The organism is Mycobacterium sp. NGS57, assembly GCF_059812405.1.
The window spans coordinates 196,644-219,495 of the sequence record NZ_JCALCP010000004.1; the positions used below are offsets into that span (position 1 = coordinate 196,644).

Genomic DNA, 22,852 nt, shown 5'->3' on the forward strand with positions numbered 1-22,852 from the left:
TGGTGAGGTCACGGCTTTCATTGTGAATCCTTGGCTTCGAGAGTGTGCTGGGGGCGGCGTTCTGCCGATTTTTCCGCCCAGCATTCACAGCCAAAGCCAGGGATTCACACTCACAAGCGAACGCTCGCTGTGGCCGCGCGTCAGCCGCTCAACCCTCGGGCAGCTCCGGTGGCGGGCGGTATTCGGGCTCATAGCCGGACACGTGGATGGGAGTGCCGACGAGGCGGAATTCGCCCGCGGTCACCACCACGTCCGGGGTCGCCTTCAGCGCCTCGGGCAGCGTGCGGACGGCGGCGGCCGGCACCCCGAGTGGACGCAGTCGCCCTTCCCAGCCGGCGGCGGTGTCGGTCGCCAGCATCGCGGTGACAACGGCCAGCACTTCGTCGCGTCGGGCGACTCGCTCGGCCATCGTCTCGAATCCGCCGATGCCCGCTTCCGCGGCAAACGATTTCCAGAATCCGTCATGCGTGATGAACAGCGCCAGATACCCGTCGGACGTCGGGAAAAGCTGCGCCGGAACGTAATACGAGTGCGCCCCGTACGGCCGGCGCTGCGGCTCGACGCCGTTGTTGAGGTACGCCGACGCGTGATAGTTGAGCTGCGAGAGCATGACGTCGCGCAACGAGACGTCCACCTGCCCGCCGGTGCCGGAGATGATCTTGGCCAAAAGCCCCAGCGCCGCGCACATTCCGGTGGAGTTGTCCGCCGACGAGTAGCCGGGCAGCGTCGGCGGGCCGTCCGGGTCGCCGGTCAGCGCAGCGGTGCCGACGCCGGCCTGGACTACGTAGTCGAAAGCCGGATCGTCGCCGCCGTACAGGCCGAAGCCGGTGATCGCCACGCAGACGATCCGCTCGTTGTGGCACCGCAGCTGCTCGTAGGTGAGCCCCAGCCGACGGATCGCCGACGGTTTGAGGTTCACCAGCAGCGCATGCGAATCCGCGACGAGCTCGCCCAACCGCCCTTGTCCGGCTTCGGAACTCAGGTCCAGGAAGATGCTGGACTTGTTGCGGTTGAGGCTCGCGAAGTAGCTTGCCCCGACCCCCCGAGAAATCTCGCCGCCGCGCGGCTCGATCTTGGTGACCTCGGCGCCGAGGTCGGCGAGCAGCATCGTGGCGTACGGCCCGGCGAGCATGGTGCCGACCTCGAGGATCCGGATTCCCGCCAACGGCCCGACGGCCGTCACCGCAATTCCTTTGCCAGCTCGGCGATCATCTCGCGGGTGCGGCGCTTGGAGGCGACGAGTTCGTCGCGGTTGTCGCCGATCGGCAGCAGCCGCACCGACAGATCGGTCACCCCGGCGTCGGCGAAGCGGCGCATCCGGGCGAGGATCTGCTCCTGGTCGCCGGCGGCACACAGGTCGCCGACGTCGCGGGCGTCGCCGCGTTCGAGCAGGCGCTGGTAGTTGGGCGACACCTCGGCCTCGCCCAGGATGCGGTTGGCCCGCTCCTTGGCCTCGTCGACTTGCGCGGGGGCACAAAGGCATACCGGGATGCCGGCGACGATCCGCGGCGCGGGGCGCCCGGCGTCGGCGGCGGCCTTGGTGATCTTCGGCGCGATGTGGTCACCGACCGCGCGCTCGTCGGCCATCCACAGCACGGTGCCGTCGGCGAGTTCACCGGCGAGCTGCAGCATCACCGGCCCGAGCGCGGCGACCAGGACCGGCATCGGCGCATCGGCCCCGATCGCCAGCGGGTTGTGCACGGTGAATGAATCGTTCTCGACGTCAACGGATCCGGGCCCGGCGATCGCGGCGTTGAGGACCTGCAGATAGTCGCGGGTGTAGGCGGCGGGCTTGTCATAGGGCAGACCCAGCATGTCCCGGATGATCCAGTGGTGCGACGGTCCGACGCCCAGCGCCAGCCGCCCGCCGGCCACCGCGTGCGTGGAGAGCGCCTGGCGGGCGAGGGCGATCGGATGCTGGGCCTGCAACGGCACCACCGCGGTGCCCAGCTCGATGCGCGAGCTGTGCGCGGCCATCAGCGACACCATGGTCAGGCAGTCGAAGTCGTTGGGCACCTGGGGCATCCACGCGGTGTCCAGGCCCGCGGATTCGGCCCATTCGATATCGGAGGCCAGCTTGCTCACCTTGCGGGCCATGTCGCCCCGCTCGGCGCCGATCATTACTCCGACGCGCAAGGTTCCTCCTGGGCTGGTTCGTTCTCGGATGATTCCGCCGTTCCGGTGATGGCGCGGATCTCGCGCACGAGCGTGTCGAGCGGCGTCCCGGTGGGAAACACCGCGGCGGCACCCGCGGAGATCAGCTTGGGCACGTCGGCGTGCGGGATCGTGCCGCCGACGACGACGGCGATGTCGGCGGCGTCGGCGGCGCGCAGCGCCTCGATGGTGCGCGCGGTGAGCGTCACGTGCGCCCCGGACAGGATGCTCAGGCCGACGACGGCCACGTCTTCCTGGACGGCGATCGATGCGATGTCCTCGATGCGCTGCCGGATGCCGGTGTAGATCACCTCGAAGCCGGCGTCGCGCAGGCTCCGGGCCACGATCTTGGCGCCGCGGTCGTGCCCGTCGAGCCCGGGCTTGGCGACCAGAATCCGAACGGCCATCTAGAACACCACCGGTTGCTGGAATTCGCCCCACACCCCTTTGAGCGCGGAGACCATTTCCCCGATCGTGCAGTAGGCGTTGGCGCAGTCGATCAGCTTGTGCATCAGGTTGTCGGTTCCTTCGGCGGCGCGGGACAGCTCGGCGAGTGCGGATTTGACTGCGGCCGAATCCCTTTCGGACTTGACCTTGGACAGACGCTTGAGCTGCAGATCGCGCCCCTCGGCGTCGAGCTCGTAGGTGACGACGTCGGGCTCGGGCTCTTCGGAGACGAATCGGTTGACCCCGACGACGGGGCGGGTGCCCGCTTCGACGTCCTTGTGCATGCGGAAGGCCTCGTCGGCGATCAGGCCCTGCAGATACCCGTCCTCGATGGCTTGGACCATGCCGCCGTGCCGCTCGAGGTCGGACATGATCTCGACGATGCGCGCCTCGGTGGCGTCGGTCAGCGCCTCCACGAAGTAGGAGCCGCCCAGCGGGTCGGCGACGCTGGCCACGCCGGTTTCGTGCGCCAAGATCTGCTGAGTGCGCAGCGCCAGCGTCGTGGTTTCCTCGGTGGGCAGGGCGAACGGCTCGTCCCAGGCCGCGGTGAACATCGACTGGACCCCGCCCAATACGGCGGCCATGGCCTCGTACGCCACCCGGACGATGTTGTTGTGGGCCTGCGGCCCGTACAGTGACGCGCCGCCGCACACGCAGCCGAAGCGGAACATTGCGGCCTTGGCCGTCTTCGCCCCGTAGCGTTCCTGCACGATCGTCGCCCAACGGCGCCGCCCCGCACGGTATTTCGCGACTTCCTCGAAGAAGTCGCCGTGGGTGTAGAAGAAGAACGAGATCTGCGGAGCGAACTGGTCGATCGTCATCCGGCCGCGTTCGACCACGGTGTCGCAATAGGTGACGCCGTCGGCCAGGGTGAACGCCATCTCTTGCACCGCGTTGGCCCCGGCGTCGCGGAAGTGCGCGCCGGCCACCGAGATCGCGTTGAACCTGGGGACCTCGGCCGCGCAGAACTCGATGGTGTCGGCGATCAGCCGCAGCGACGGCTCGGGCGGCCAGATCCAAGTCCCGCGCGACGCGTATTCCTTGAGGATGTCGTTCTGGATGGTTCCGGTGAGCTTGGCCCGCGGAATCCCCTTCTTCTCGGCGGCGGCGACGTAGAACGCCAGCAGGATCGCCGCCGTTCCGTTGATCGTCATGCTGGTGCTGAGCTTGTCCAGCGGGATCCCGTCGAACAGGATCTCGAAGTCGGCGAGGGTGTCCACCGCGACGCCGACCCGGCCGACCTCCTCCCCGAAGTCGGGATCGTCGGAGTCGTATCCGCACTGGGTGGGCAGGTCCAGCGCCACCGACAGCCCCGTCCCGCCCTGTTCGAGCAGGTACCGGTACCGGCGGTTGGATTCCTCGGCGGTGCCGAAGCCGGAGTACTGCCGGAAGGTCCACAACTTGCCCCGGTAGCCGGACGCGAAGTTGCCCCGGGTGAAGGGATATTCCCCCGGCGGCGGCGGTTCGGCGGCTATATCCCCTGGTCCGTACACGGGCTGCAGCGGGATACCCGACGGTGTCTGAGCAGCGTTGTCCATCGACTGATAACGTACTTGCAAAAAAAGAGAATGCCAATACCGCACTCTGACCAGGCAAAAGGAGACCAATGCCCAACCGTATGCTCGCCGACCGCACCGTCGTCATCTCCGGCGGCAGCCGCGGCATCGGCCTCGCGATCGGCGTGGCGGCCGCCAGGCAGGGCGCCAACGTGGTGCTGCTGGCCAAGACCGACACCCCGCATCCCCGCCTGCCGGGGACCGTGCACACGGCGGCCGCCGACGTCGAAGCCGCCGGCGGCAAGGCCCTGGCGGTCGTCGGCGATGTGCGCAACGAAGAGGACGTGCAGCGCCTGGTCGAGGCCGCGGTGCAACGGTTCGGCGGCATCGACGTGTGCGTGAACAACGCCAGCGCGATCGCCACGCAGCCGACCGGCGAGCTGTCGGCCAAAAGGTTCGACCTGATGCAGGAGGTCAACATCCGCGGCACGTTCCTGCTGACGAAGGCGTGTCTGCCCTACCTGCGCGCGTCGGCCAACCCGCATGTACTCACCATCTCGCCGCCGGTCAACATGAATCCACGCTGGCTCGGCGCCCATCCCTCCTACACGCTGTCCAAGTACGGGATGACCTTGCTGTCGCTGGGCTGGGCGGCCGAATTCGCCGACGATGGCATCGCGGTGAATTGCCTCTGGCCGCAGACCTATATCGCGACCGCCGCCGTCGCGAACATGGCCGACGGTGACCGCCTGGCCGCGTCGTCACGCAGCCCGGAAATCATGGCCGACGCCGCCGTCGAGATCATCACCCGGCCGTCGCGGGAGGCCACCGGCGCCTGCCATATCGACGCCGCGGTGCTGCAGTCCGCCGGCGTCGCGGACCTGTCCAAGTACGGCGGCGGCGACCAGCCGATCCCCGACCTGTTCCTGGACTGAGCGACCGCCGTGACCTATGCGCGGCAGAGGATTTCGCCGTGCGGGATCGACAGCCAGCCGTCCGGGGCCGCCGCCCAGGCACGCCAGGCGGCGGAGACCCCGTCGAGTTGCGCGACCGTGGCCAGACCCGGGTCCAGCAGGTCGCGGGCCAGGTCCGAATGAAGGATCCGGTCCGCCCACATGCCGCCCCACCATTCGCGGGTCGTGTCCGTCGCGTAGCACCAGACGCTGCCCGTCGGGGTGACATCGTCGAAGCCCGCCTGCAGCGCCCACGACAGCAGCCGCCGGCCGGCGTCGGGTTCGCCGCCGTTGGCGCGCGCCGCCTGCCGGTACAGGTCAAGCCACCGGTCCAGCGCGGGAATCCGCGGGAACCAGATGAAGCCGGCGTAGTCGGCGTCGCGCGCGGCGACGATCCCGCCCGGCCGGCACACCCGGCGCATCTCGCGCAGCGCGCGCACCGGATCGGCGACGTGCTGTAGCACCTGGTGGGCATGGACGACGTCGAACGCGTCATCGGGGAAGTCGAGCCGGTGCACGTCGGCGGTCGCGAACGTGACGTTGGTCAGGTTGCGCCGGTTGATTTCGGCGCGGGCCACGTCGAGGACGTCGCCGGATCGGTCGACCGCCACGACTGTGCCGGGCGCGACGCGGGCGGCGAGGTCGGCGGTGATGGTGCCGGGCCCGCAGCCGATGTCCAGCAGCGACAAACCTGGCTTCAGGTGGGGCAGCAGGTAGGCCGCGGAGTCGTGCACCGTGCGTCGCTGATGGCTGCGCAGCACCGACTCGTGATGGCCGTGCGTGTACTTGGCCGGGCGAGCGTCGTTCACGGTCGGTAAGCCTAGGTGAAAGGCCCTAGTCGACCGGGACGTCGAGGATCGGGCGGTCGACGGCCGCGCCCGGGCCGTCGAAATGCCACCACTCCCCCGAGTACGGGGCCAGCCCGCCGTACTTCATCGCATCCCGCAGCCGGGCGCGGTTCGCCTGCTCGTCGGCGGTCACCCCCTGGGTGGCGAATGCCGTTGCACGCGAGGTGAAGTCGTCGAAGTCGGTACCCATGTCGGCCAGGCACAGCCCGTTGACCTGCCGCTGGGACGGGCACGGCGGCTGCACGGTGGTGAATGTCACGTCGACCGAGCGCCCCGACTCGTGGCTGTGCGCGTAGGCGCCGGGGCGGGCCACCCACGCGGGGTTGGGGACGACGCTGAACATCTTGACCTGAACGTCGTGGGGCCGGTAGCAGTCCCAGAACACCAGCACGTGGCCCTGCGGGCGCAGCGCCGTCGCGGCGGCCGCCAGCCCCGGAGCCAGGTCCTGATGGACCAGGCAGCGGGCGTCGGAGGGATACAACTGCGTGTGGGTGAAGTTGTTGGTGGTCGCATACCGCAGGTCGACGATGGCGTCGGGGACCACGGTGCGGATGTCGACGAATCCGGCCGTGCGCGCCGCGTCGCTCACCGGCGGCACGTAGGGGTCGGCCCGCGCGACCGCGGCGCCGACGAACGCGACCACACCTACCGCGAGCGCGAGGACCGCGCGCATCCGACGCATCCGCTCATTGTGGCGGTTCGCCGGTGCAAACCACGTCGACGTCGCCGTCGACGTAGCGCTGCAAGTTGGGCGCCAGCGCCGCCACCACCTCGTCGTCGGGCATCGACGCGATCGGCTCGATCTTCCACACATAGCGCAACAACGCGAACCCGATCAGCTGGCTGGCGATCAGGCCGCTACGCCGCAACCGCTCGCCCTCGTCGCCGCCGAGGGTGGACTCGCCGATCAGGCCCCGCTCGACGATCAGCCGGAGCTTTTCGCGGGTCCTCGGCTCGTGCGCGGCGGTGAGCACCACCGCGCGCAGGACGGGGCCGACGTCCTGGTCGGCCCAGGCGTCCAGCACGTTGCGGATCAGTTGCCTGCCGAGATCGGCCTTCGGCGTGCCCCACGTCTTGGTGACCGAGTCGAGCCATTTCTGGGGTGGCGCGGTCGCCGCGTCGAGCAGACCATCCTTGGAGCCGAAGTAGTGGTAGATCAGCGCCGGGTCGACGTCCGCGGACCGGGCGACCGCCCGAATCGCCGTGCCGGACCAACCGTGTTCGGCGAATTCGTCGCGCGCCGCAGCCAGGATGCGCGCCGCCAGCACGCCCCGCTCGTCGCGCGGCCCCGGGGTGATGGTTCGTTTCGCCACGCCTCAGCATAGCGTGAAATTTCATCTTGCGTTGAGACTAGTTTCAACGTAACGTGAAACTATGGTGAGCACGCTGAATGGTCCGCAGACCACCGGACGGCAGTACCGCAACCTCAGCGAGCCGCGGCACGCGTCGCGGTGCGACATCAACACCGCGATCGCGGTCCGTGACGGCACAACGCTCTTGGCCGACGTCCATCGGCCCGACACCGACGGGCGATTCCCCGCGCTGCTCGCCGCCTCGCCCTACCCCCGCCAGATGCAGGATCTCGGCGCGCCGGCCGGGTTCATCGAGGCCGGAGTGACGGACTTCTGGGTGCCGCGCGGCTACGCCCACGTGATCGCCAATTTGCGCGGCACCTGCGGTTCGGAGGGCACCTTCACCTTCTTCGACGCTCAGGAACGCCGCGACGTCTACGACCTGGTCGAATGGGTCGCGGGCCAGCCCTGGTGCGATGGCAACGTCGGGATGATCGGCATCAGCTACTTCGCGATGACCCAGCTCGAGGCCGCCGTCGAGCGGCCGCCCCACCTCAAGGCGATCTTTCCGCTGGCCGTGACCGCGGACCTCTACGAAGGGGCGAGCCACCACGGCCTGCTGAGTTCGTCGTTCGTGACGCCGTTCCTCGCGATGATGGGCCTGACCTCCGCGCGCAGCGACAAGCTGTGGCGCAGCAAGCCGGTCGGCCTGGCCCGCCGCGTGCTGAAAAGCCCACGGGTGCACAAGAAATTCGAAACCGCCAACGGCGAGGCCGCGGTGACCATGCTGCGCCAGTTGCTCCGGCTGCCGCACAACCCGCACCCCTGGGACGAGTTGTGGGAGGAGGCCGCCGTCAAGCACCCCACCCGCGACGCATGGTGGGAGGAGCGAAACCTGCTGCCGTTGCTGAAGGAAATCGACATCCCGGTGTATCTGGGCTGCGACTGGCAGAACGTGCCGCTGCACCTTCCCTCGACGTTCGCGACGTGGAAAGGGCTGTCCGACAACGCATGTGTGCGGATGGGCATGCTGGGCGAGTTCGGCCTGACCTGGCCCTGGGAAAGCATGCACACCGAGGCACTGGCCTGGTACGACCACTGGCTGAAGGGCCGCGACACCGGAATCACCGACGGGCCACCGATCCGTTACTTCCTGCCCGGGGCCGACGAATGGCGCACCGCCGACTCGTGGCCACCGGCGCAAATCCCGCACCGCGAACTCGCGCTGCGCGCCGACGGCGCCCTCGGCGAGGACGAGGGCGAGCCGGGCGCGCGCGAATTCATGGTCCTGGGCTCGGGGCTGGGGCGGGCCAAGGCGAGCCCGATCGATCCGCCGTCGATGCTGACGTGGACCAGCGGGCCACTCGGCGAGGACCTCGACGTGGCCGGAGACGTCGAGTTGCGGTTGGTCGCCTCGGCGACCGCGATCGATACCGCATGGATGGCGACGTTGCAGGACGTCGCCCCCGACGGCGAAGCCACCGCCGTGACCGCCGGCTGGCTGCGCGCCAGCTTGCGCGAGGTCGACGAGGCGGCCAGCCGTCCCGGCGCGCCGGTGCTGCCCTGCCGCCGGCCGCAGGCGGTGCCGCCGGGCGAGGACGTCGAGTACCGAATCCCGTTGGTCCCCAACGCTCGACGGTTCAACGCCGGGCACCGCATTCGCCTGGTGCTCGCCAGCGACGATCAGGACCCGTCGGTCCCCGCGATCATGAACTTCCGCCATGCCGGCGTCGGGACCAGCAGCCTCAACACGGTGCGCTCGTCGTCGCGGCTGCTGCTCCCGGCGCTCGGGTATCGTCGCCCCGGATAGCCGATCGGCTAGCGACCCGGCGCTTTTCGGAGGAGATGGTCTGGCGATGCCGATGATCGACCTGACGTTCGTGCGTGGCTCGCTGGACGACGGGGCCCTGAACCGGCTGAGCGACGAGCTGGTGACCGTGCTGCTTCGCGCCGAACGCGCTCCGGACACGCCCTTCTTGCGGGACAACACGTGGGTGTACCTGCATCCGACGGAGGCCGACGAGCTCTCGGTCGGTGGTCGGGGGCCGGGCGCGCCTCGGTTTCGGGTCGACCTGACCGTGTTCGGCGGAGCGCTGGACCGGCAGCGCAAGGAGCAGCTCGTTGCCGACGTGCACGCGGCGGTCTGCGCCGCGGCGGGCATCGAGTCACAGGGTTCACGCGCGTTTCATGTCTGGACGCTTATCCACGAGATCCCCGAGGGCAATTGGGCCGGCGGCGGCCGGGTGATCTATTACCGGCAGGTGAAAGGCCTTGTGGCAGAGGACATGCCGGACGACGGTCCGGCCTGAGACGGATCACGCGCCCGCCACGCCCGATGACGCTCGTCGAAAATGTCGATTCTCGCGGCGGTCGGAGCCAAGGGCCGAACGCGCCGGCTCTTGCGTTTGAGGGTGCGATCGACGATTGCCGCAACAGTTTGACGCCAGCGAAAATTCCTGTCGCACTGACGGTTTGACACCCGCGGCGCTCGTTGATAGTCCACGGCGACGTCCTTTGCTGGTCGAGATCTCCCTTTCCCCGGGAGGATGACCAGCGGTCAGGCTTACACGTGGTTTAGCCATTCGCGACAAAGGGTATTGGGGCACGGGTCGAATTTCCCGTGGCTTGGACAACTCGTTCCGTAACCTAAGTACTATCAAGGAGCTGGGGAAGGGGGGCGCATGAAACTCGAAGACATGCTGGGCGCGATCTCGACACAGAGCGCCCGCGACATATTGCAGGCCGTTTCGATGGTGCTCGACGCGGAGGACATCAGCACCTCCCAGCGGGACTCGTTCATCTGCGGCTACCTGGCCGGCTTGGGCTACGCCCTCTTCGAGGGCCGCGACGGAGTCGAGCGGGAGATACTGCTGCGAATACAGGAGTTGGGCGAGGAAGGCTGGCTATAAGCGCCCGGCAATGGCCGGTACGTTCTACAAAAGTTGGGAAACTCCAGTGGGCTGGTGCGCGACCGCACCAGCCCACTTCGGCGTAGGTGAGGTTCCTAGACGGCGGTGACCCCTACCGCCTGGAGCCCTTTAGCGCCCTGCTCAACCTCGAACTGAACACGCTGGTTCTCCTCGAGCGTGCGGTAGCCGCTGCCCTGGATCTCGGAGTAGTGGACGAAGACATCCTTCGCGCCGTCGTCGGGGGTGATGAAGCCGAAGCCCTTCTCACCGTTGAACCATTTCACAGTTCCCTGTGCCATTTGATTACTTTCTCTCATTCAAAATGCGGATGTACCAAAAACATCCGCGCGATCAGGGTAGCACGGCCTAGGCGTCCCGGCGAAAGGCACCGAGAGCCTCCAAAGGCCGCTGAAATCCGTTGTGGCGCTGGGTGATCAGCGCTTTACCCGTCCCGGACGCCGGCCACGCCCGCGGCCGGAACCCGTGCGGCCGGGCCGCGGCAACGGGTTTGATTCGGCCGGTTTCTTCGGTGCCGGGGCCCGATACGGCGCCAGTTCGCCGACCACCGCATGTACGGCGGCCGAGTCGACCGTGACCTCCTGGGGAGTGACCCGGATGCCCGCGCGGCGCATCAGCGTGTGGGTGTCCTTGCGCTGCTCCGGCAGGACCACGGTCACGACGTCACCGGCGTTGCCGGCCCGGGCGGTTCGTCCGGAGCGGTGCAGGTAGGCCTTGTGCTCGGCCGGCGGGTCGATGTGCACGACCAATTCGATGCCGTCGACATGCACCCCACGCGCGGCGATGTCGGTGGCCACCAACACCCGGGCGTCGCCCGTGGTGAAAGCGGCGAGGTTCCGGTCCCGCGCGGGTTGCGAGAGGTTGCCGTGCAGATCGACTGCCGGCACACCGGATTCGGTGAGCTGCCTGGCGAGTTTGCGCGCTTGATGCTTGGTGCGCATGAACAGGATTCGGCGGCCGCTGCCGGAGGCCAGCCGGTGCACCAGCTCGTTCTTGGCCTGCACCCCGGAGACGTGGAACACGTGGTGGGTCATCTCGGACACCGGCGAGTTGGAGCCGTCGACAGAGTGCAGCACCGCGTTGCGCAGGAAGCGATCGACGAGCTTGTCGACGCCGTTGTCGAGGGTCGCCGAGAACAGCAGCCGCTGGCCGCCGCCCGGCGTGGCCGCCAGGATGCGGGTGACACCCGGAAGGAAGCCGAGATCGGCCATGTGGTCGGCTTCGTCGATCACCGTGACCGCGATCGCGTCGAGACTGATCAGGCGCTGCTTCATCAGGTCTTCGAGCCGGCCGGGGCAGGCCACGACGATGTCGACGCCAGACTTCAACGCCGCCACCTGCCTGGCCTGCGGTACGCCGCCGAAAATCGTGGCCACGCGCAGGCCGTTGGCGGCAGCCAACGGTTGCAGCGTCGCGGTGATCTGGGTGGCCAGCTCCCGGGTGGGGGCCAGAACCAGACCGGACGGCCGGGACGCTCGGCGTGGATATCCGGCCAGCCTGCTGACCATGGGAATGGAAAAGGCGAGCGTCTTGCCGCTTCCCGTCTTACCGCGGCCGAGGACGTCGCGGCCGGCGAGCGTGTCGGGCAGGGTCGCGATCTGGATGGGGAACGGATGGGTGACCCCGCGGGCGGCGAGCACTCCGATGAGTGGTTCGGCCACGCCGAGATCGGCAAAGGTCTTGCCAGTATTCACTTTGATGTCTTTCAGAATCCGTTGCGCCGAGCCGGCGACGGCACGCGCGCGGTCGGTCGGCACAGGTTGGCGAGATTGCCGGAGGGCAAAATCGATCGCCGCGATAAAAGTCTGGGAAGAATTTCACGACGCGCTGGCCATCGACTCAGACGGCCAACATTGCCAACAGCATAGCAGCCCGTCGAGGTCGTTCCGCCCGTCGGTCGGGCCGGGGCCCGGCGGCGACGTCCGTGCGGCCTGTACAGTCGATGTCGAACCGCCCTAGCGGTCATCGCGAATTGTCAACGCATTACGAAAGAGCTGAGCGTGCGATTCGATCGTCGTCCGTGCGTCCATCAACAGTGCGTGCCGGCCGACCTCATCCATCGTTAGGACATCCCAATGGACAACTCGAACCTGTTCTCGCACCCCGACGCGCCGGAACATGTCGCTTCGCGCGACACCTCGGCAAAACCGGTTGAATACCCGACATTTTCGGACCGGCCCGATAGGGACGCCCGGTCCGCGCGGCAGCGCTCGTAAAGCCGGAGCGGCTTACCGCCGCGAAAACTCTTGGCCCGCAACCGATGCGGGATCTAGCCGTAGCGGCGGACCAGGTCGTCTTCCCCGAACGTGGTGGTGTGCTGCAAGCCGTCGTCGTCGCGACCGAAGAATGTCCAGCGTCGGGGAGTCGTGTGCGGCTCGCTGATCAGTTTGACCGCGTAGCGCAGGCCGATGGGGTGCGTCGTGCCGATGATGTCGCCGAGCCGGATCTTCGACGGATGAATCTGCGATGCGTCGCCGGCGTTGTGAATGGCTATGGTTTTGCCCGCCTGTTCTCATATGTGTGACCGCCACGCTACCCCCGATTCCGGCCCTTCGCTGCCAGACGCATAACCGCGATGCCGGGTGGCGTAGCCTCTGACGTGAACCGCTTCGTTTTCAGCGCTGGTCCACCGCGACTCGCACACGGGCAAACATGTTTTCCAGACGAGCCGATCGTGGAAGGAACCGCCCGCGATGACTTATCCGATCGGGGTCCGCCGCCAGGCCAATCCCATCCGGTTGTCGGTGGCCAGCGAGCTCGGCCACGACATCGACGGCGCATGGTGGCCGCGCGCCGATCGCATCACCAATGAATTGCCGAACCTCGTCGCGACCCTGACGCCCCTACTCGGCGAAATCGCTTCCATCAACGTCAACTGGTCGCCGCTGCAGCGACCCCCCGACCTCAACTGGCCCGGCTGGGAGCGCAAGCTCCAGCACGTCATGACCCTTGGGGGCACCGACGCTTGCGTCAACCTGCTGGTCATCTCGTATGCGACCCACAGCGCGCTCGCCCTGATGGTGATGCGCTGCGCGGCAAACCTGCCCGTCGCGGCGGCGGACCGCGACAAGCCTGCATTTCTCACCGCGGGCTGCATCCTGCGGGCCGCCCAACAACAGCGCGAGCGTGCTTGCGGCCTCTAGCCGCGCTCGCTGTTAAGTGGTCGCTGCAAATTGGCTAGGCGGCTTTGACCGCACCCGGCGGCCGACAGCCCGATCTTGGTGGCCAGGGGCGGGATCGAACCGCCGACCTTCCGCTTTTCAGGTGGATGGAACGGCCGCTGGCCTGCGGTTTAATGACTCCCATACGTCAAATACGCCGCGCTGAGCGCGTCTGACGCAGGCTGCTCGTCCGGCGATCGGACACAGACCGGACACGGTGACAGCACTCCCGACAAGGGACCCTTCATCGCCCGTCACTCAGTGATGCGCGCTGGGGGCTCCCGGGGAGCAGGTACCCGATGCCCGGCATCACGAGGTCGAGCGCGCATTCAACGAGCTCGATTGCGGAGCGACTCACCCTTCGGCCGGACACAACCCGAACGGCCAGCCGGAACACGGACGGAGCGGCGGACGCCGGTAGACCGCGAGTGCCCGAGGCCGGCAAGGCCGCAGGGCGCGAGAGCGGTAGCGGTCGGTCGGACGGCGGGAGCGGCGTAGACCGTGTTCCGGCTGGGACCAACGGGCTTGTTATATGCGCCAAAAGTGTCCGCGACACCGTCGACGGCATTGTTGATGCGGAACTGTCGGCCTCGGATGCCTTGGGGCTGCGGTTCCCGAGGCCCAACATGGTGGCCTCGGCAGCGGCGCTGTTCGAACCGGCCGAACCATGGGCGCATGGACGGGACCGGCTGGATGTCGAACCTGAGTGCGGGCGATTCCGGATCACGATCGGCCCGGGCGTCGTCCGTCTCGGCTGGACCAATCCCGTTCGCGCGGAGAAGGCATCTGAGCGGACCGTGGGCCAGCACATGCAGGACGTAGCGGGCGAGGTAGACCGCATAAAGGCCGGTCGTGATGTGCCTGACCCGTCGGGCCGTGCGATCACCGAATGGTCCCGCAAGTCGCGTGCGGCGATGTGCCGCACCTTCGCCGAGCTGGACTACACGCCGATGGTGGAAAGCGGACGGGTACCCGCGATGGTCACGCTGACCTACCCCGGCGACTGGGAATCGGTCGCACCCGATGGAGCCAGCGTAAAGCGACATATGATGCTGTGGCGCAAACGATTTCAGCGCGAATGGGGTGAACCAGCGCGCTACATCTGGAAGATGGAATTTCAACGCCGCGGCGCACCACACATTCACCTATGGATGGCTCCCCCGTATACCGTCGGTCGATCAGGCCGTAGGTTCAGCGAATGGTTGTCGCAGGAATGGGCGGAAGTCGTCGCCCATCCCGACCCTGAACAACGCACACGCCACTTGCGCGCCGGTACGGCTATCGACAGCCTCAACGGATTGCGTGCTTGCGACCCCAAACGCTTGGCGATCTACTTCACGAAGCACTCATCACCGAATAGATTGGGCGACAAGGAATACCAGCACATCGTTCCGGAGGCCTGGCGGCGGCCGGGCCGCGGACCGGGTCGCTTTTGGGGGGTCCACGGGTTGGAACGAGCAACCGCAGTCGTTGAGATCGCCCAGGACGCATACCTGACGGCCCGAAGGATCATCCGTCGGTGGTCTCGCTCACAGGCCATTCATAGCGATTGCACCCACTGCTTCCCCACCGCACTCGTTCCGCGAATGACCCGCGTCGCAGTTCAACGAACAAACTCCAAGACTGGCAAAGTACGCCACCGCAACGTCTGTCGGAGGCGACTTCTCTGCCGCCAAGGCGGCTTCGCGGGTGGCTACGCCCTTGTGAACGACGGACCAGCGTTCGCATCCCAGCTCGCGGCAGCGTTATCGGCGGATCGGGCGAAGGCGGTGCGCGACGAACAACTCGCGGGCCGTAAGTGATCTAACGCAATTCACCTCTGACCGTCGCATTGCAGCAACCGGCTACATACGCTTAGCACGTGACCATCGAACTGTCGCCGCGCCTGCCGGATGGTGAGCGGCCGAGGAATCATCAGGAATTGGCCGCTGAGCAGATGGACCTGGACAACGTGATCAACGAGCTACTCCTGCGGCTGGAGGATCATAAATATCGTTGGGAGCTTTATGAATTCGGACTTTCCGACACTGAAGAGCGACGTCAGGTGCACACAGTCATTGAGCAGCTGCGGCTGGCGGTGCATACGGGTGGGCCAGCCGTACTTCATCCGCTGCGTCACGCGCTGTCTGTAGCTCACTCCGACGACCCCGCGTCGCCTGGATGCTCCGGATAGTCCGAGTCGCGGGCCATGCTCAGCTGCGCACTACCGTCCACGCGGTGCGGGGGACGGCTAGCGCGGTCGTAAACCGACAAAAACGAGGTCGTGAATTGTTCTGGCAATTCGATCTTCGTCGAGCGCATCGTCAAGCACTAGGTAGGTCAGTGCGCTGGTCGTGACGGCACCGAATAGCGCGATCGCGGCAACTGCTGGGTTGTCGAGGGTCACGAGTGAGCCGTCGCCGGCGCCAGCGCGAAGTAACGTCTCGACGGGTGCGAAGTATGCGGCGCTGATCATGTCGGCGATGACGGGCATGCGGGCGGCGCGGCCCAGTTCCCCGATGAGAGCGCGGCAGACGGCGGGTCTCTGTGCCATCACGCGCAGCTGGGCACTGATGACTGCGTGCAGGCGCTGAGCGGCGGAGCCTTCTGCCTCCACGACTGCGGCGACCTCGTGCGCGACTTGCTGTAGGACGTCTTCGAGGAGGAAGGCGAGTATTTCCTCTTTGCCGGCGAAGTAGTAGTAAAGGGTGGCCTTGGCGATGCCGGTGGTGGCGGCGACGTCTTCGATCTTGGTGTCGTTGAGCCCGCGGTCTGCGAAAAGTGCCGCCGCCGGCGGCAGGCGGTCGGCAATTTTTCGCGGAACCTCGCGCATTGACGCTCCTCTCGGTTGGACTTACAGTCTAAACTACTGGATTAGACAGCCGTATAATTAGATTCACAGCGGTAGGAGCTCAGATGACGACGGTGCAACTTCGCTACGACCCGTTCGATGCGACGATTCAGGACGATCTCTACCCCATCTACCGGCAGCTGCGCGACAAAGCCCCGCTGTATCGCGCAGCCGATTCCAACACGTGGGTTTTCAGTCGCCACGAAGATGTCGTCAGCGCGCTGCTTGACCATCACACCTACTCATCCGTGGACGGCATATTTCCAACTCCACCGGGCTCAGATTTCCACGCATCGTTCTTGCCCATGATGATTTTGATGGATCCCCCGCGACACGATCAGCTGCGCGCGTTGGTAAGCAAGGCGTTCACCCCGCGGCGCATCGCGGCGTTAAGTAGTGGGATTGAGGACCTGGCGGAGGATTTATCAGATTGCCTTGACCGGGGCGCAGGGTCGGTTGACTTTGCCGCCGACTTTGCCGCCGTCCTGCCGGCCATGGTGATCGCTGATTTGCTCGGCATTCCTCGCGAGGACCGCGCACAGTTTCGGCAGTGGTCAACCACGATGGTCCAGTCCAATCCGGCGCGCGGTGAGATGGGCGAGGGGCTGGCCGCGGCTGCGGCCGTCTATGCCTACTTCACCGACTTCCTCGCCGAGCGTCGACGCGAACCGCGCGGCGACTTGATGTCGGCCTTGGTGTCCGCCGAGATCGACGGAAAGCGTCTTACTGACGAGGACCTCCTTGGCTTTTGCCTGTTGCTGCTCATCGCAGGCCATGAGACCACCTCGAACCTGCTCAGCAACGCCGCAGTAGTGCTTGCGAGCGATCCCGACATTCGCCGACGACTAGTCGCCGATGACAACTTGCTTGGTCCCGCAGTTGAGGAGCTCCTCCGGTATGACTCACCGGTGCAAGGACTTTCACGAACTCTGACCCGCGACGTCACGCTGCATGGCGTCACGATGTCCGTCGGTGATTCAGTGCTGCTGTTGTTCGGCTCGGCTAACCGTGACGAACGAGTGTTTGCTGATCCCGACGTGTTCGATATCGGGCGCAAACCCGAACATCAAGTGGCGTTCGGCCGAGGTATCCACTTCTGTCTCGGTGCGTCATTAGCGCGGATGGAGGCCCGGATAGCGTTGCGCGCCCTGCTGGCCCGAGTGCCCAACTGGGAAGTCGACCTAGAGAACGCGCAGCGCCTGCGGTCGGGCCTCATCCGGGGCTATATGTCTTTGCCTATCTCGTGGTCGGCAAATTAGCCGAACTGCGCGTCAGGCAGAGCGGCTGGGGCGGCGCCATTCCCGCGGAGCGGGATCACTACGATGCGGGCTCGTCGACCTTGCGGCGGTGCGCGGCGAGGAAGTCATCGACGATGCGCTCACAGTCTTGACGATCGATGGCACGCAGCCCGGTGAGGCGCGCGAAGGCGACCGGCCCCACGAGTTGGCACAGGATCAGCTCGGGGTCGAATTCATCGAGGTCGGCGCAGGCTTCGGGGCTTTGCAAAAGTAGATCGAACGGCTGGCGATACTGCTCGATGATCCGGGTCCGCAGCGCGTGCCGATCGTAGGTCTCCTGAGTGCTGTTTGATGTTGGGCCAAGCGCGACCCAAGCCAGTGTGGTGACGTGCAGCGGCGCCTCCTGGAACAGCGTGGCCTGTCGGCTCAACAGTTCGATGAGTTGGTCGCGCAACGATCCCGTCGCCGGCGGAAGGTGAACCTGCGGCAGCAGCCGTTCAAATGTGGCGGCCAGTAGTTGAGTGGAGCTGCTGAAGTGGCGATAGAGGGTCGTGCGCGCAACTTTAGAGGCCTTGGTGACCGCGTCTATGGTGACGGCTTCAATCCCGCCGGCGCTGAGGAGTTTGGTGGCTGCATCTAATAGCCGGGTCCGGGAGCGCACCAGGCGCGGATCGACATCGTCGTCGACCGGCATGTCAAAACCGTCGCGCTCCATATGGTCACCGTAAACCCTACGCATACCTGGCCCGCACCGAATCGCATCTGCATTGGCGATTGATCCAGCCACTACCCAACTAACGCTACTGTTGGTAGCATAGCGCTACCAATAGTACAGTTATTCGTAGGGGTTTGTGCGTAGTAGGGGGATTCGTGATCAGGCAACGGCTCGAACAACCCGTGGTCCAAAAGGCCACCAATGCACGGCTGGCATGTCGGTTCATGAGGCCATCCCACGAACCCTCCCAACTTGTGCGGCAGGGACTCGCACACGCCGAGGATGGCGTTCTGCGATGAATGCGCTGCTTGCGCTAACCAGGACCCAAGTGTGGATGAGTGCGGCTCGCGGTTTCAGGCTCAGCGGCCGCACCATTACCAGTGACATCCACCGAACGCCGCCGGACCAAGACCGCGTTCGTCCTCGGCATTACCCGCCTCGCTACTGCTCATACCTGGACGACAATTTGATGAACCGGGAAATGTACAACCACGTGCACGACGATCCCACCAGGCTAACTTCCCGGCTGGCTTTTCGTCTGCGGCGTTCATGAACCTTTCAGAATTTCGGCGACGGTGCGTCGTCACGGTCAATCAACCTGCGCGCCGAGGGGCACGTCGCGCCAGGCGCGAAATGCTGGTCCGTCGCCTGCGGGGTGCTCTCGGGCCAATCCAGGTGAGTAGTGCGGTAGCGGTCGACGGGTGCACGCCTGTCGCGGTTTCGGCGACGAAGCGAAAGGGTACTAGCGGTACTGTTCCGACACCGTTAGTTTCTTTTGGGATAACGGAGGTGGGGGATGGCGGACAACGGGTGGGTTTCCTCGGGGGTGGCGACGCTGAGTCGCCCAGTTCGGGAGCAACTTCGCAAGGTCGCGGCGGGCGAGGGCGCATACAGTGATCGACTAGCTCGCCTGGCGGGGTTCAGCATCCGACATAAGGTGCTGGTCATCGGGGCGTGGGTGGTGACCGCCGGCGTCCTGGCGATGCTGTTCCCCCAGCTGGAAACCGTTGTGAAACAGCAGTCGGTGAATCTGGTCCCCCCTGATGCTCCATCGCTGCAGACGGTTGACCGGATGGGCACGGCATTCGGCGAGCAGGGGTCCAAGACCACCGTCTTTGTTGCATTCGAGGACCCGACGGGCCTGACTGCGCCGGTGCGTCAGCGCTACAAAACGATGGTTTCGCGGTTGCGTGCCGACTCCCAGCACGTGCGACTGGTTCAGGATCTGTTAGCCGACCCCGTTACTGCGGGTCAGGCGATGAGCCAGGATGGCAAGGCGTGGTATGTGCCGGTCGGGGTAGCTGGCACGCTCGGCGATCCTAGAGCGGCGGAATCCGTTCGGGCGGTGCGCGCTATTGTCGCCGAGTCGTTTAGCGGTACGTCCACGATCGTTCGTGTAACCGGACCTCCCGCGACATTCAGCGATCTAATCGATTCGGCTGAGCAGGATTTGATTGGCATCTCCATCGTGACAGCCGGTCTGATCGCGGTGATTTTGCTGGTCATCTATCGGTCACTAGTTACCGCGTTGCTGCCATTGCTCGTGATCGGTGTGAGCCTGGCGGTCGGGCGCGGGGTGCTCTCGGCGCTGGGCGAATCAGGAATGCCGGTGTCGCAATTCACGATTGCGTTCATGACTGCCATCTTGTTGGGTGCCGGCACCGATTATTCCGTGTTTCTGATCAGCCGGTATCACGAGCAGCGCCGCCAGATGATTTCGGCTGACCTGGCTGTGATTAACGCAACCGCCACCATCGGGCGGGTGATCATGGCTTCCGCCGCGACTGTGGCGTTTGCGTTTCTATCCTTGGTCTTTGCGAAGCTGAGCGTATTTAGCGCATTAGGCCCGGCGTGCGCGATCGCTGTCTTTGTCGGAGTCGCAGCTACAGTAACGTTGTTTCCTCCGGTATTGGCGCTTGCCGCGAAACATGGCATTGGCGAACCCAAAGCTGACCGCACGCGCCGATACTGGAACTGGATCGCCGTGGCCGTGGTCCGCCGACCCGCCCCACTGCTGGCCGCCAGCCTGGCACTTGTATTAGGCCTCGCGGCTGTCGCGCTGACTATGCACATCAGCTACGACGATCGGCAAGGACAGCCGGCGACGACCACCAGCAATGAGGGCTATCGCTTGCTGGATAGGCATTTCCGCAAAGATATCGTCATCACACAGTTCATGGTCGTCGAATCACCCACAGATATGCGCACCAGTAAAGGCCTAGCCGACCTAGATGAAATGGCGTCTCGAGTGTCGCAATTGCCGGGCGTCACCAAGGTTTCCGGTGTCACTCGGCCCACCGGTGCACGCCTCGATCAGGCACAGCTCTCGTGGCAAAACGGCCAGATCGGCAACAAGATGGCCGGCGCGGTCGCCAAGGGAGACGCCCATAAGGACGACCTGGCCAAACTCACCAGTGGCGCCGACCAACTCGCCGGCGGCCTGGCGCAACTTGACACCACCCTGCGCACGGCATTGACACCGCTGACCGCGGTCCTTACCCAAGCCCAGTCCAGCGGATCGCAATTTCAACACTTTCGCCCTCTGCTGCAGCAACTTTCGGCTACCACACCAACCATCGATCAAGCGATCCGAACCGGGCCGGGACTGCGTCAAGAAGCTCAACAAGCCCAAAACGCGATCGCCACGATCGATCCGCTGGTTGGTGCGCTCAACACCTCCCCGTGGTGTGCCACCACACCCGAGTGTGCCCAGATCCGCGATCAGGTGCAGATTCTGGTGACCTTGCGCGATGGCGGCTTTTTCAGCCAGCTCGCCAACCTGGGCGACATGTACCAGCCGGGCAGCGACAATGCGGCGGGCACCGTAGCAGATCTGCAGAGCACGGTCACCTCGCTGAACAAGGCTTTCGGAGCACTCGGCGATCCCGCCGACATGGCCGGCAATATCCGCCGCCTCCAAAACGGCATCAGCCAGCTCGCGTCGGGTGCACAAGCCCTGGCCACCGGCGTGCACACCCTTGCCGACAGCAACATCGAAATGTTGTCCGGCATGAGTCAGGTCGCCACCCAATTACAAAATTCCGCGCGGTCCAGCGCCGGTTCGGACAACGCCAGCGGCTTTTACCTGCCCGCCAACACCTTCGAGAATCGCCAGTTCGCCGATGTGGCAAAACATTTTATGTCGGCCGATGGCAAGACCGCCCGCTTCGCGATCGAATCGAGCTACAACCCCTACAGCAGCCAAGCGATGGATCTCGCTCAGAAAATCACCGAAGTTGCCGGGGCCGCACGCCCGAACACCTCCCTGGCCAACGCCACGATATCGATGGCCGGTTTCCCCGCCGTCAACTCCGATATTCAGCGCCTGCTGTCGGCCGACTTTCATCTGCTGGCGATCGCCACGCTCGTCATCGTCGGAGTGATCCTTGTCCTTCTCCTGCGTGCCTTGCTGGCCCCGCTCTACCTCCTCGGTACGGTCGTACTCAACTATGGCGCGGCACTGGGCATTGGGACGCTCGTCTTCCAATACGGCCTGGGTAAGGAAATCGCCTGGCCCGTACCGCTTGTGGCGTTCATCATCCTGGTCGCCGTCGGCGCCGACTACAACATGCTGCTGATCTCGCGGTTACGCGAAGAATCCGCTCACAACATTCGCGTCGGCGTGCTACGCACGGTCGCAAACACCGGTTCAGTCATCACCTCAGCCGGGCTCATCTTCGCCGCGAGTATGTTCGGCCTGATGGTCGGCTCTGTCGGAATCATGATCCAAGTCGGATTCATCGTCGGCTGCGGCCTACTACTCGACACCTTCGTCGTTCGCACCCTCACGGTGCCCGCGATCGCTACGCTCCTGCGCGAGGCCAGCTGGTGGCCGCAACGGAAATCCTCGACTCACAACGGCCGACCACACCGGACCACATGACAATTGGCCGAGAGCGCATCCGCACCAGCGACGGGATCACTCTCGTGGCCGATTGCTACCGGCACGCCGCGACTCACCCCGTCGTGTTGCTGCTCCATGGCGGCGGCCAGAACCGTCACGCGTGGGCCACCACCGCCCGTCGACTCTATTCCCACGGCTACACCGTCGTCGCCTACGACACACGAGGTCACGGCGACAGCGACTGGGACCCGAGCGGACAATATGACATCGAACGGTTTGTGTCCGATCTGATCTCGGTACGAGGACACGTCAGCGCCGACAGTCCCCCCGCCGTCGTCGGCGCGTCGCTGGGTGGGCTGATCATCCTCGCTACCCATCTGCTGGCCCCACCCGACCTCTGGGCAGCCGTTGTCCTGGTCGACATCACCCCGCGAATGGAATTTCATGGGGCCCGTCGCATCCTGTCATTCATGGCCGGACACCCCGACGGATTCGGCACGCTCAATGATGCCGCCGATGTCATCGCCGAATACAACCCACGCCGCGCGCGACCCGAAAATCTCGACGGCCTGCACAAGGTTCTGCGCCAACGTAGCGATGGCCGATGGATCTGGCGCTGGGACCCGGCCTTCATCAGCTCCAACTTCGATGTCCTCCAAGGCAATCTCATGACGGGCAGCGAGGAGTTCGACGCCATCAGCGGATTCCTCGCCGAAGGAGCACGTCGAATCACGGCCCCAACGCTGTTGGTACGCGGGGCACTTTCAGACGTAGTCTCCCAGGAAACCGTCAGCGAATTCCGCCAGCTCGTCAGGCACGCCGAAACGACGGACGTCACCGGCACCGGTCACATGGTTGCCGGCGACAACAACGACGCGTTCACCGCCGCGGTTACCGACTTCCTCGACCGCGCCATGAGGACCCTGACATAAGCATCCAGCGAGTCT

At 65.6% G+C, this 22,852-nt stretch carries 22 protein-coding genes and 1 tRNA gene; 10 read left to right on the forward strand and 13 right to left on the reverse strand.

Annotation, left to right across the window (positions count from 1 at the left end):
* Positions 1–148: 148 nt before the first annotated feature.
* The 4 genes from AC5Y43_RS09810 to AC5Y43_RS09825 are packed head-to-tail and all read right to left on the reverse strand — an operon-like array spanning position 149 to position 4,139.
* A complete protein-coding gene (locus AC5Y43_RS09810; RefSeq protein ID WP_499971902.1) occupies positions 149–1,183 on the reverse strand; it encodes a CaiB/BaiF CoA transferase family protein in 1,035 nt (344 codons plus the stop codon).
* A complete protein-coding gene (locus AC5Y43_RS09815) occupies positions 1,180–2,136 on the reverse strand; it encodes an LLM class F420-dependent oxidoreductase (protein ID WP_499971903.1) in 957 nt (318 codons plus the stop codon). Before AC5Y43_RS09815 ends, AC5Y43_RS09810 begins: the two co-directional genes overlap by 4 nt.
* The gene (locus AC5Y43_RS09820; protein WP_499971905.1) at positions 2,121–2,561 is read right to left on the reverse strand and encodes a cobalamin-dependent protein; all 441 of its coding nucleotides are present in this window, start codon (positions 2,559–2,561) and stop codon (positions 2,121–2,123) included. Before AC5Y43_RS09820 ends, AC5Y43_RS09815 begins: the two co-directional genes overlap by 16 nt.
* Positions 2,562–4,139, reverse strand: coding sequence for a methylmalonyl-CoA mutase family protein (locus tag AC5Y43_RS09825; RefSeq protein ID WP_499971907.1), 1,578 nt, complete (start codon positions 4,137–4,139; stop codon positions 2,562–2,564).
* Between the two features lie 68 nt (positions 4,140–4,207).
* Here AC5Y43_RS09825 and AC5Y43_RS09830 point away from each other — a divergent pair, with 68 nt between their 5' ends.
* The gene (locus AC5Y43_RS09830) at positions 4,208–5,032 is read left to right on the forward strand and encodes an SDR family oxidoreductase (RefSeq protein ID WP_499971909.1); all 825 of its coding nucleotides are present in this window, start codon (positions 4,208–4,210) and stop codon (positions 5,030–5,032) included.
* Between the two features lie 14 nt (positions 5,033–5,046).
* Here AC5Y43_RS09830 and AC5Y43_RS09835 read toward each other — a convergent pair whose 3' ends face one another.
* From AC5Y43_RS09835 to AC5Y43_RS09845, 3 genes are read right to left on the reverse strand one after another with little or no spacing between them, the layout of a single operon-like run.
* Positions 5,047–5,859 carry a methyltransferase domain-containing protein gene (locus AC5Y43_RS09835; RefSeq protein ID WP_499971911.1) on the reverse strand — a complete coding sequence of 271 codons (813 nt, stop codon included), beginning with the start codon at positions 5,857–5,859 and terminating at the stop codon, positions 5,047–5,049.
* Between the two features lie 25 nt (positions 5,860–5,884).
* Positions 5,885–6,571, reverse strand: coding sequence for a M15 family metallopeptidase (locus tag AC5Y43_RS09840; RefSeq protein WP_499972218.1), 687 nt, complete (start codon positions 6,569–6,571; stop codon positions 5,885–5,887).
* A gap of 13 nt (positions 6,572–6,584) precedes the next feature.
* Positions 6,585–7,211, reverse strand: a complete 627-nt coding sequence (locus AC5Y43_RS09845; RefSeq protein WP_499971912.1) for a TetR/AcrR family transcriptional regulator — start codon at positions 7,209–7,211, stop codon at positions 6,585–6,587.
* Between the two features lie 61 nt (positions 7,212–7,272).
* On the opposite strand from AC5Y43_RS09845, the gene AC5Y43_RS09850 reads away from it, so the two are divergent.
* The 3 genes from AC5Y43_RS09850 (at position 7,273) to AC5Y43_RS09860 (ending at position 10,099) form a co-directional block, all read left to right on the forward strand.
* Positions 7,273–9,000: a CocE/NonD family hydrolase gene (locus AC5Y43_RS09850; RefSeq protein ID WP_499971913.1), complete on the forward strand. Its 1,728-nt coding sequence runs from the start codon at positions 7,273–7,275 to the stop codon at positions 8,998–9,000.
* A 46-nt stretch (positions 9,001–9,046) separates the two neighbouring features.
* The gene (locus AC5Y43_RS09855) at positions 9,047–9,499 is read left to right on the forward strand and encodes a tautomerase family protein (RefSeq protein WP_499971914.1); all 453 of its coding nucleotides are present in this window, start codon (positions 9,047–9,049) and stop codon (positions 9,497–9,499) included.
* A gap of 372 nt (positions 9,500–9,871) precedes the next feature.
* The gene (locus AC5Y43_RS09860) at positions 9,872–10,099 is read left to right on the forward strand and encodes a hypothetical protein (protein WP_499971915.1); all 228 of its coding nucleotides are present in this window, start codon (positions 9,872–9,874) and stop codon (positions 10,097–10,099) included.
* Positions 10,100–10,194: 95 nt separating this feature from the next.
* Here the strand turns inward: AC5Y43_RS09860 and AC5Y43_RS09865 are convergent, their stop codons facing one another.
* From AC5Y43_RS09865 to AC5Y43_RS09875, 3 genes are all read right to left on the reverse strand, one after another.
* Positions 10,195–10,398: a cold-shock protein gene (locus AC5Y43_RS09865; RefSeq protein ID WP_499971916.1), complete on the reverse strand. Its 204-nt coding sequence runs from the start codon at positions 10,396–10,398 to the stop codon at positions 10,195–10,197.
* A 135-nt stretch (positions 10,399–10,533) separates the two neighbouring features.
* Entirely contained in the window at positions 10,534–11,811 is a 1,278-nt protein-coding gene (locus AC5Y43_RS09870) for a DEAD/DEAH box helicase (RefSeq protein ID WP_499972219.1), read from the reverse strand.
* A 575-nt stretch (positions 11,812–12,386) separates the two neighbouring features.
* On the reverse strand, positions 12,387–12,611 hold the full coding sequence (locus AC5Y43_RS09875; protein WP_499972220.1) for a hypothetical protein: 225 nt from the start codon (positions 12,609–12,611) through the stop codon (positions 12,387–12,389).
* Between the two features lie 199 nt (positions 12,612–12,810).
* On the opposite strand from AC5Y43_RS09875, the gene AC5Y43_RS09880 reads away from it, so the two are divergent.
* Positions 12,811–13,260 carry a DUF5994 family protein gene (locus AC5Y43_RS09880; protein ID WP_499971917.1) on the forward strand — a complete coding sequence of 150 codons (450 nt, stop codon included), beginning with the start codon at positions 12,811–12,813 and terminating at the stop codon, positions 13,258–13,260.
* Between the two features lie 76 nt (positions 13,261–13,336).
* On the opposite strand, the gene AC5Y43_RS09885 is transcribed toward AC5Y43_RS09880, so the two are convergent.
* Positions 13,337–13,404, reverse strand: a tRNA-Phe gene (locus AC5Y43_RS09885).
* A 302-nt stretch (positions 13,405–13,706) separates the two neighbouring features.
* Here AC5Y43_RS09885 and AC5Y43_RS09890 point away from each other — a divergent pair.
* Together AC5Y43_RS09890 and AC5Y43_RS09895 are read left to right on the forward strand one after the other, a co-directional pair.
* Positions 13,707–15,080, forward strand: coding sequence for a rolling circle replication-associated protein (locus AC5Y43_RS09890; protein WP_224097131.1), 1,374 nt, complete (start codon positions 13,707–13,709; stop codon positions 15,078–15,080).
* A gap of 59 nt (positions 15,081–15,139) precedes the next feature.
* Positions 15,140–15,451, forward strand: a complete 312-nt coding sequence (locus AC5Y43_RS09895) for a hypothetical protein (protein ID WP_131806047.1) — start codon at positions 15,140–15,142, stop codon at positions 15,449–15,451.
* 57 nt (positions 15,452–15,508) lie between these two features.
* On the opposite strand, the gene AC5Y43_RS09900 is transcribed toward AC5Y43_RS09895, so the two are convergent.
* Positions 15,509–16,090: a TetR/AcrR family transcriptional regulator gene (locus tag AC5Y43_RS09900; RefSeq protein ID WP_014710943.1), complete on the reverse strand. Its 582-nt coding sequence runs from the start codon at positions 16,088–16,090 to the stop codon at positions 15,509–15,511.
* An 83-nt stretch (positions 16,091–16,173) separates the two neighbouring features.
* Between AC5Y43_RS09900 and AC5Y43_RS09905 the strand changes: the two genes are divergently transcribed.
* Positions 16,174–17,367, forward strand: a complete 1,194-nt coding sequence (locus AC5Y43_RS09905; RefSeq protein ID WP_014710942.1) for a cytochrome P450 — start codon at positions 16,174–16,176, stop codon at positions 17,365–17,367.
* A 58-nt stretch (positions 17,368–17,425) separates the two neighbouring features.
* On the opposite strand, the gene AC5Y43_RS09910 is transcribed toward AC5Y43_RS09905, so the two are convergent.
* Complete coding sequence (locus AC5Y43_RS09910) at positions 17,426–18,061, reverse strand: TetR/AcrR family transcriptional regulator (protein WP_014710941.1); 636 nt, start codon at positions 18,059–18,061, stop codon at positions 17,426–17,428.
* A gap of 796 nt (positions 18,062–18,857) precedes the next feature.
* On the opposite strand from AC5Y43_RS09910, the gene AC5Y43_RS09915 reads away from it, so the two are divergent.
* Positions 18,858–21,944, forward strand: coding sequence for an MMPL/RND family transporter (locus AC5Y43_RS09915; protein WP_024636820.1), 3,087 nt, complete (start codon positions 18,858–18,860; stop codon positions 21,942–21,944).
* A complete protein-coding gene (locus tag AC5Y43_RS09920) occupies positions 21,941–22,837 on the forward strand; it encodes an alpha/beta fold hydrolase (RefSeq protein ID WP_014710939.1) in 897 nt (298 codons plus the stop codon). Before AC5Y43_RS09915 ends, AC5Y43_RS09920 begins: the two co-directional genes overlap by 4 nt.
* The last annotated feature ends 15 nt before the right edge of the window (positions 22,838–22,852 follow it).

Bases quoted from the DNA above. Each gene is read 5' to 3' on its own strand.
- AC5Y43_RS09820 (WP_499971905.1), bottom strand. From the start codon at position 2,561: ATGGCCGTTCGGATTCTGGTCGCCAAGCCCGGGCTCGACGGGCACGAC.
- AC5Y43_RS09825 (WP_499971907.1), bottom strand. From the start codon at position 4,139: ATGGACAACGCTGCTCAGACACCGTCGGGTATCCCGCTGCAGCCCGTG.
- AC5Y43_RS09830 (WP_499971909.1), top strand. From the start codon at position 4,208: ATGCCCAACCGTATGCTCGCCGACCGCACCGTCGTCATCTCCGGCGGC.
- AC5Y43_RS09840 (WP_499972218.1), bottom strand. From the start codon at position 6,571: ATGCGCGCGGTCCTCGCGCTCGCGGTAGGTGTGGTCGCGTTCGTCGGC.
- AC5Y43_RS09850 (WP_499971913.1), top strand. From the start codon at position 7,273: ATGGTGAGCACGCTGAATGGTCCGCAGACCACCGGACGGCAGTACCGC.
- AC5Y43_RS09855 (WP_499971914.1), top strand. From the start codon at position 9,047: ATGCCGATGATCGACCTGACGTTCGTGCGTGGCTCGCTGGACGACGGG.
- AC5Y43_RS09860 (WP_499971915.1), top strand. From the start codon at position 9,872: ATGAAACTCGAAGACATGCTGGGCGCGATCTCGACACAGAGCGCCCGC.
- AC5Y43_RS09865 (WP_499971916.1), bottom strand. From the start codon at position 10,398: ATGGCACAGGGAACTGTGAAATGGTTCAACGGTGAGAAGGGCTTCGGC.
- AC5Y43_RS09880 (WP_499971917.1), top strand. From the start codon at position 12,811: ATGACTTATCCGATCGGGGTCCGCCGCCAGGCCAATCCCATCCGGTTG.
- AC5Y43_RS09900 (WP_014710943.1), bottom strand. From the start codon at position 16,090: ATGCGCGAGGTTCCGCGAAAAATTGCCGACCGCCTGCCGCCGGCGGCG.
- AC5Y43_RS09905 (WP_014710942.1), top strand. From the start codon at position 16,174: ATGACGACGGTGCAACTTCGCTACGACCCGTTCGATGCGACGATTCAG.
- AC5Y43_RS09910 (WP_014710941.1), bottom strand. From the start codon at position 18,061: ATGGAGCGCGACGGTTTTGACATGCCGGTCGACGACGATGTCGATCCG.
- AC5Y43_RS09915 (WP_024636820.1), top strand. From the start codon at position 18,858: ATGGCGGACAACGGGTGGGTTTCCTCGGGGGTGGCGACGCTGAGTCGC.
- AC5Y43_RS09920 (WP_014710939.1), top strand. From the start codon at position 21,941: ATGACAATTGGCCGAGAGCGCATCCGCACCAGCGACGGGATCACTCTC.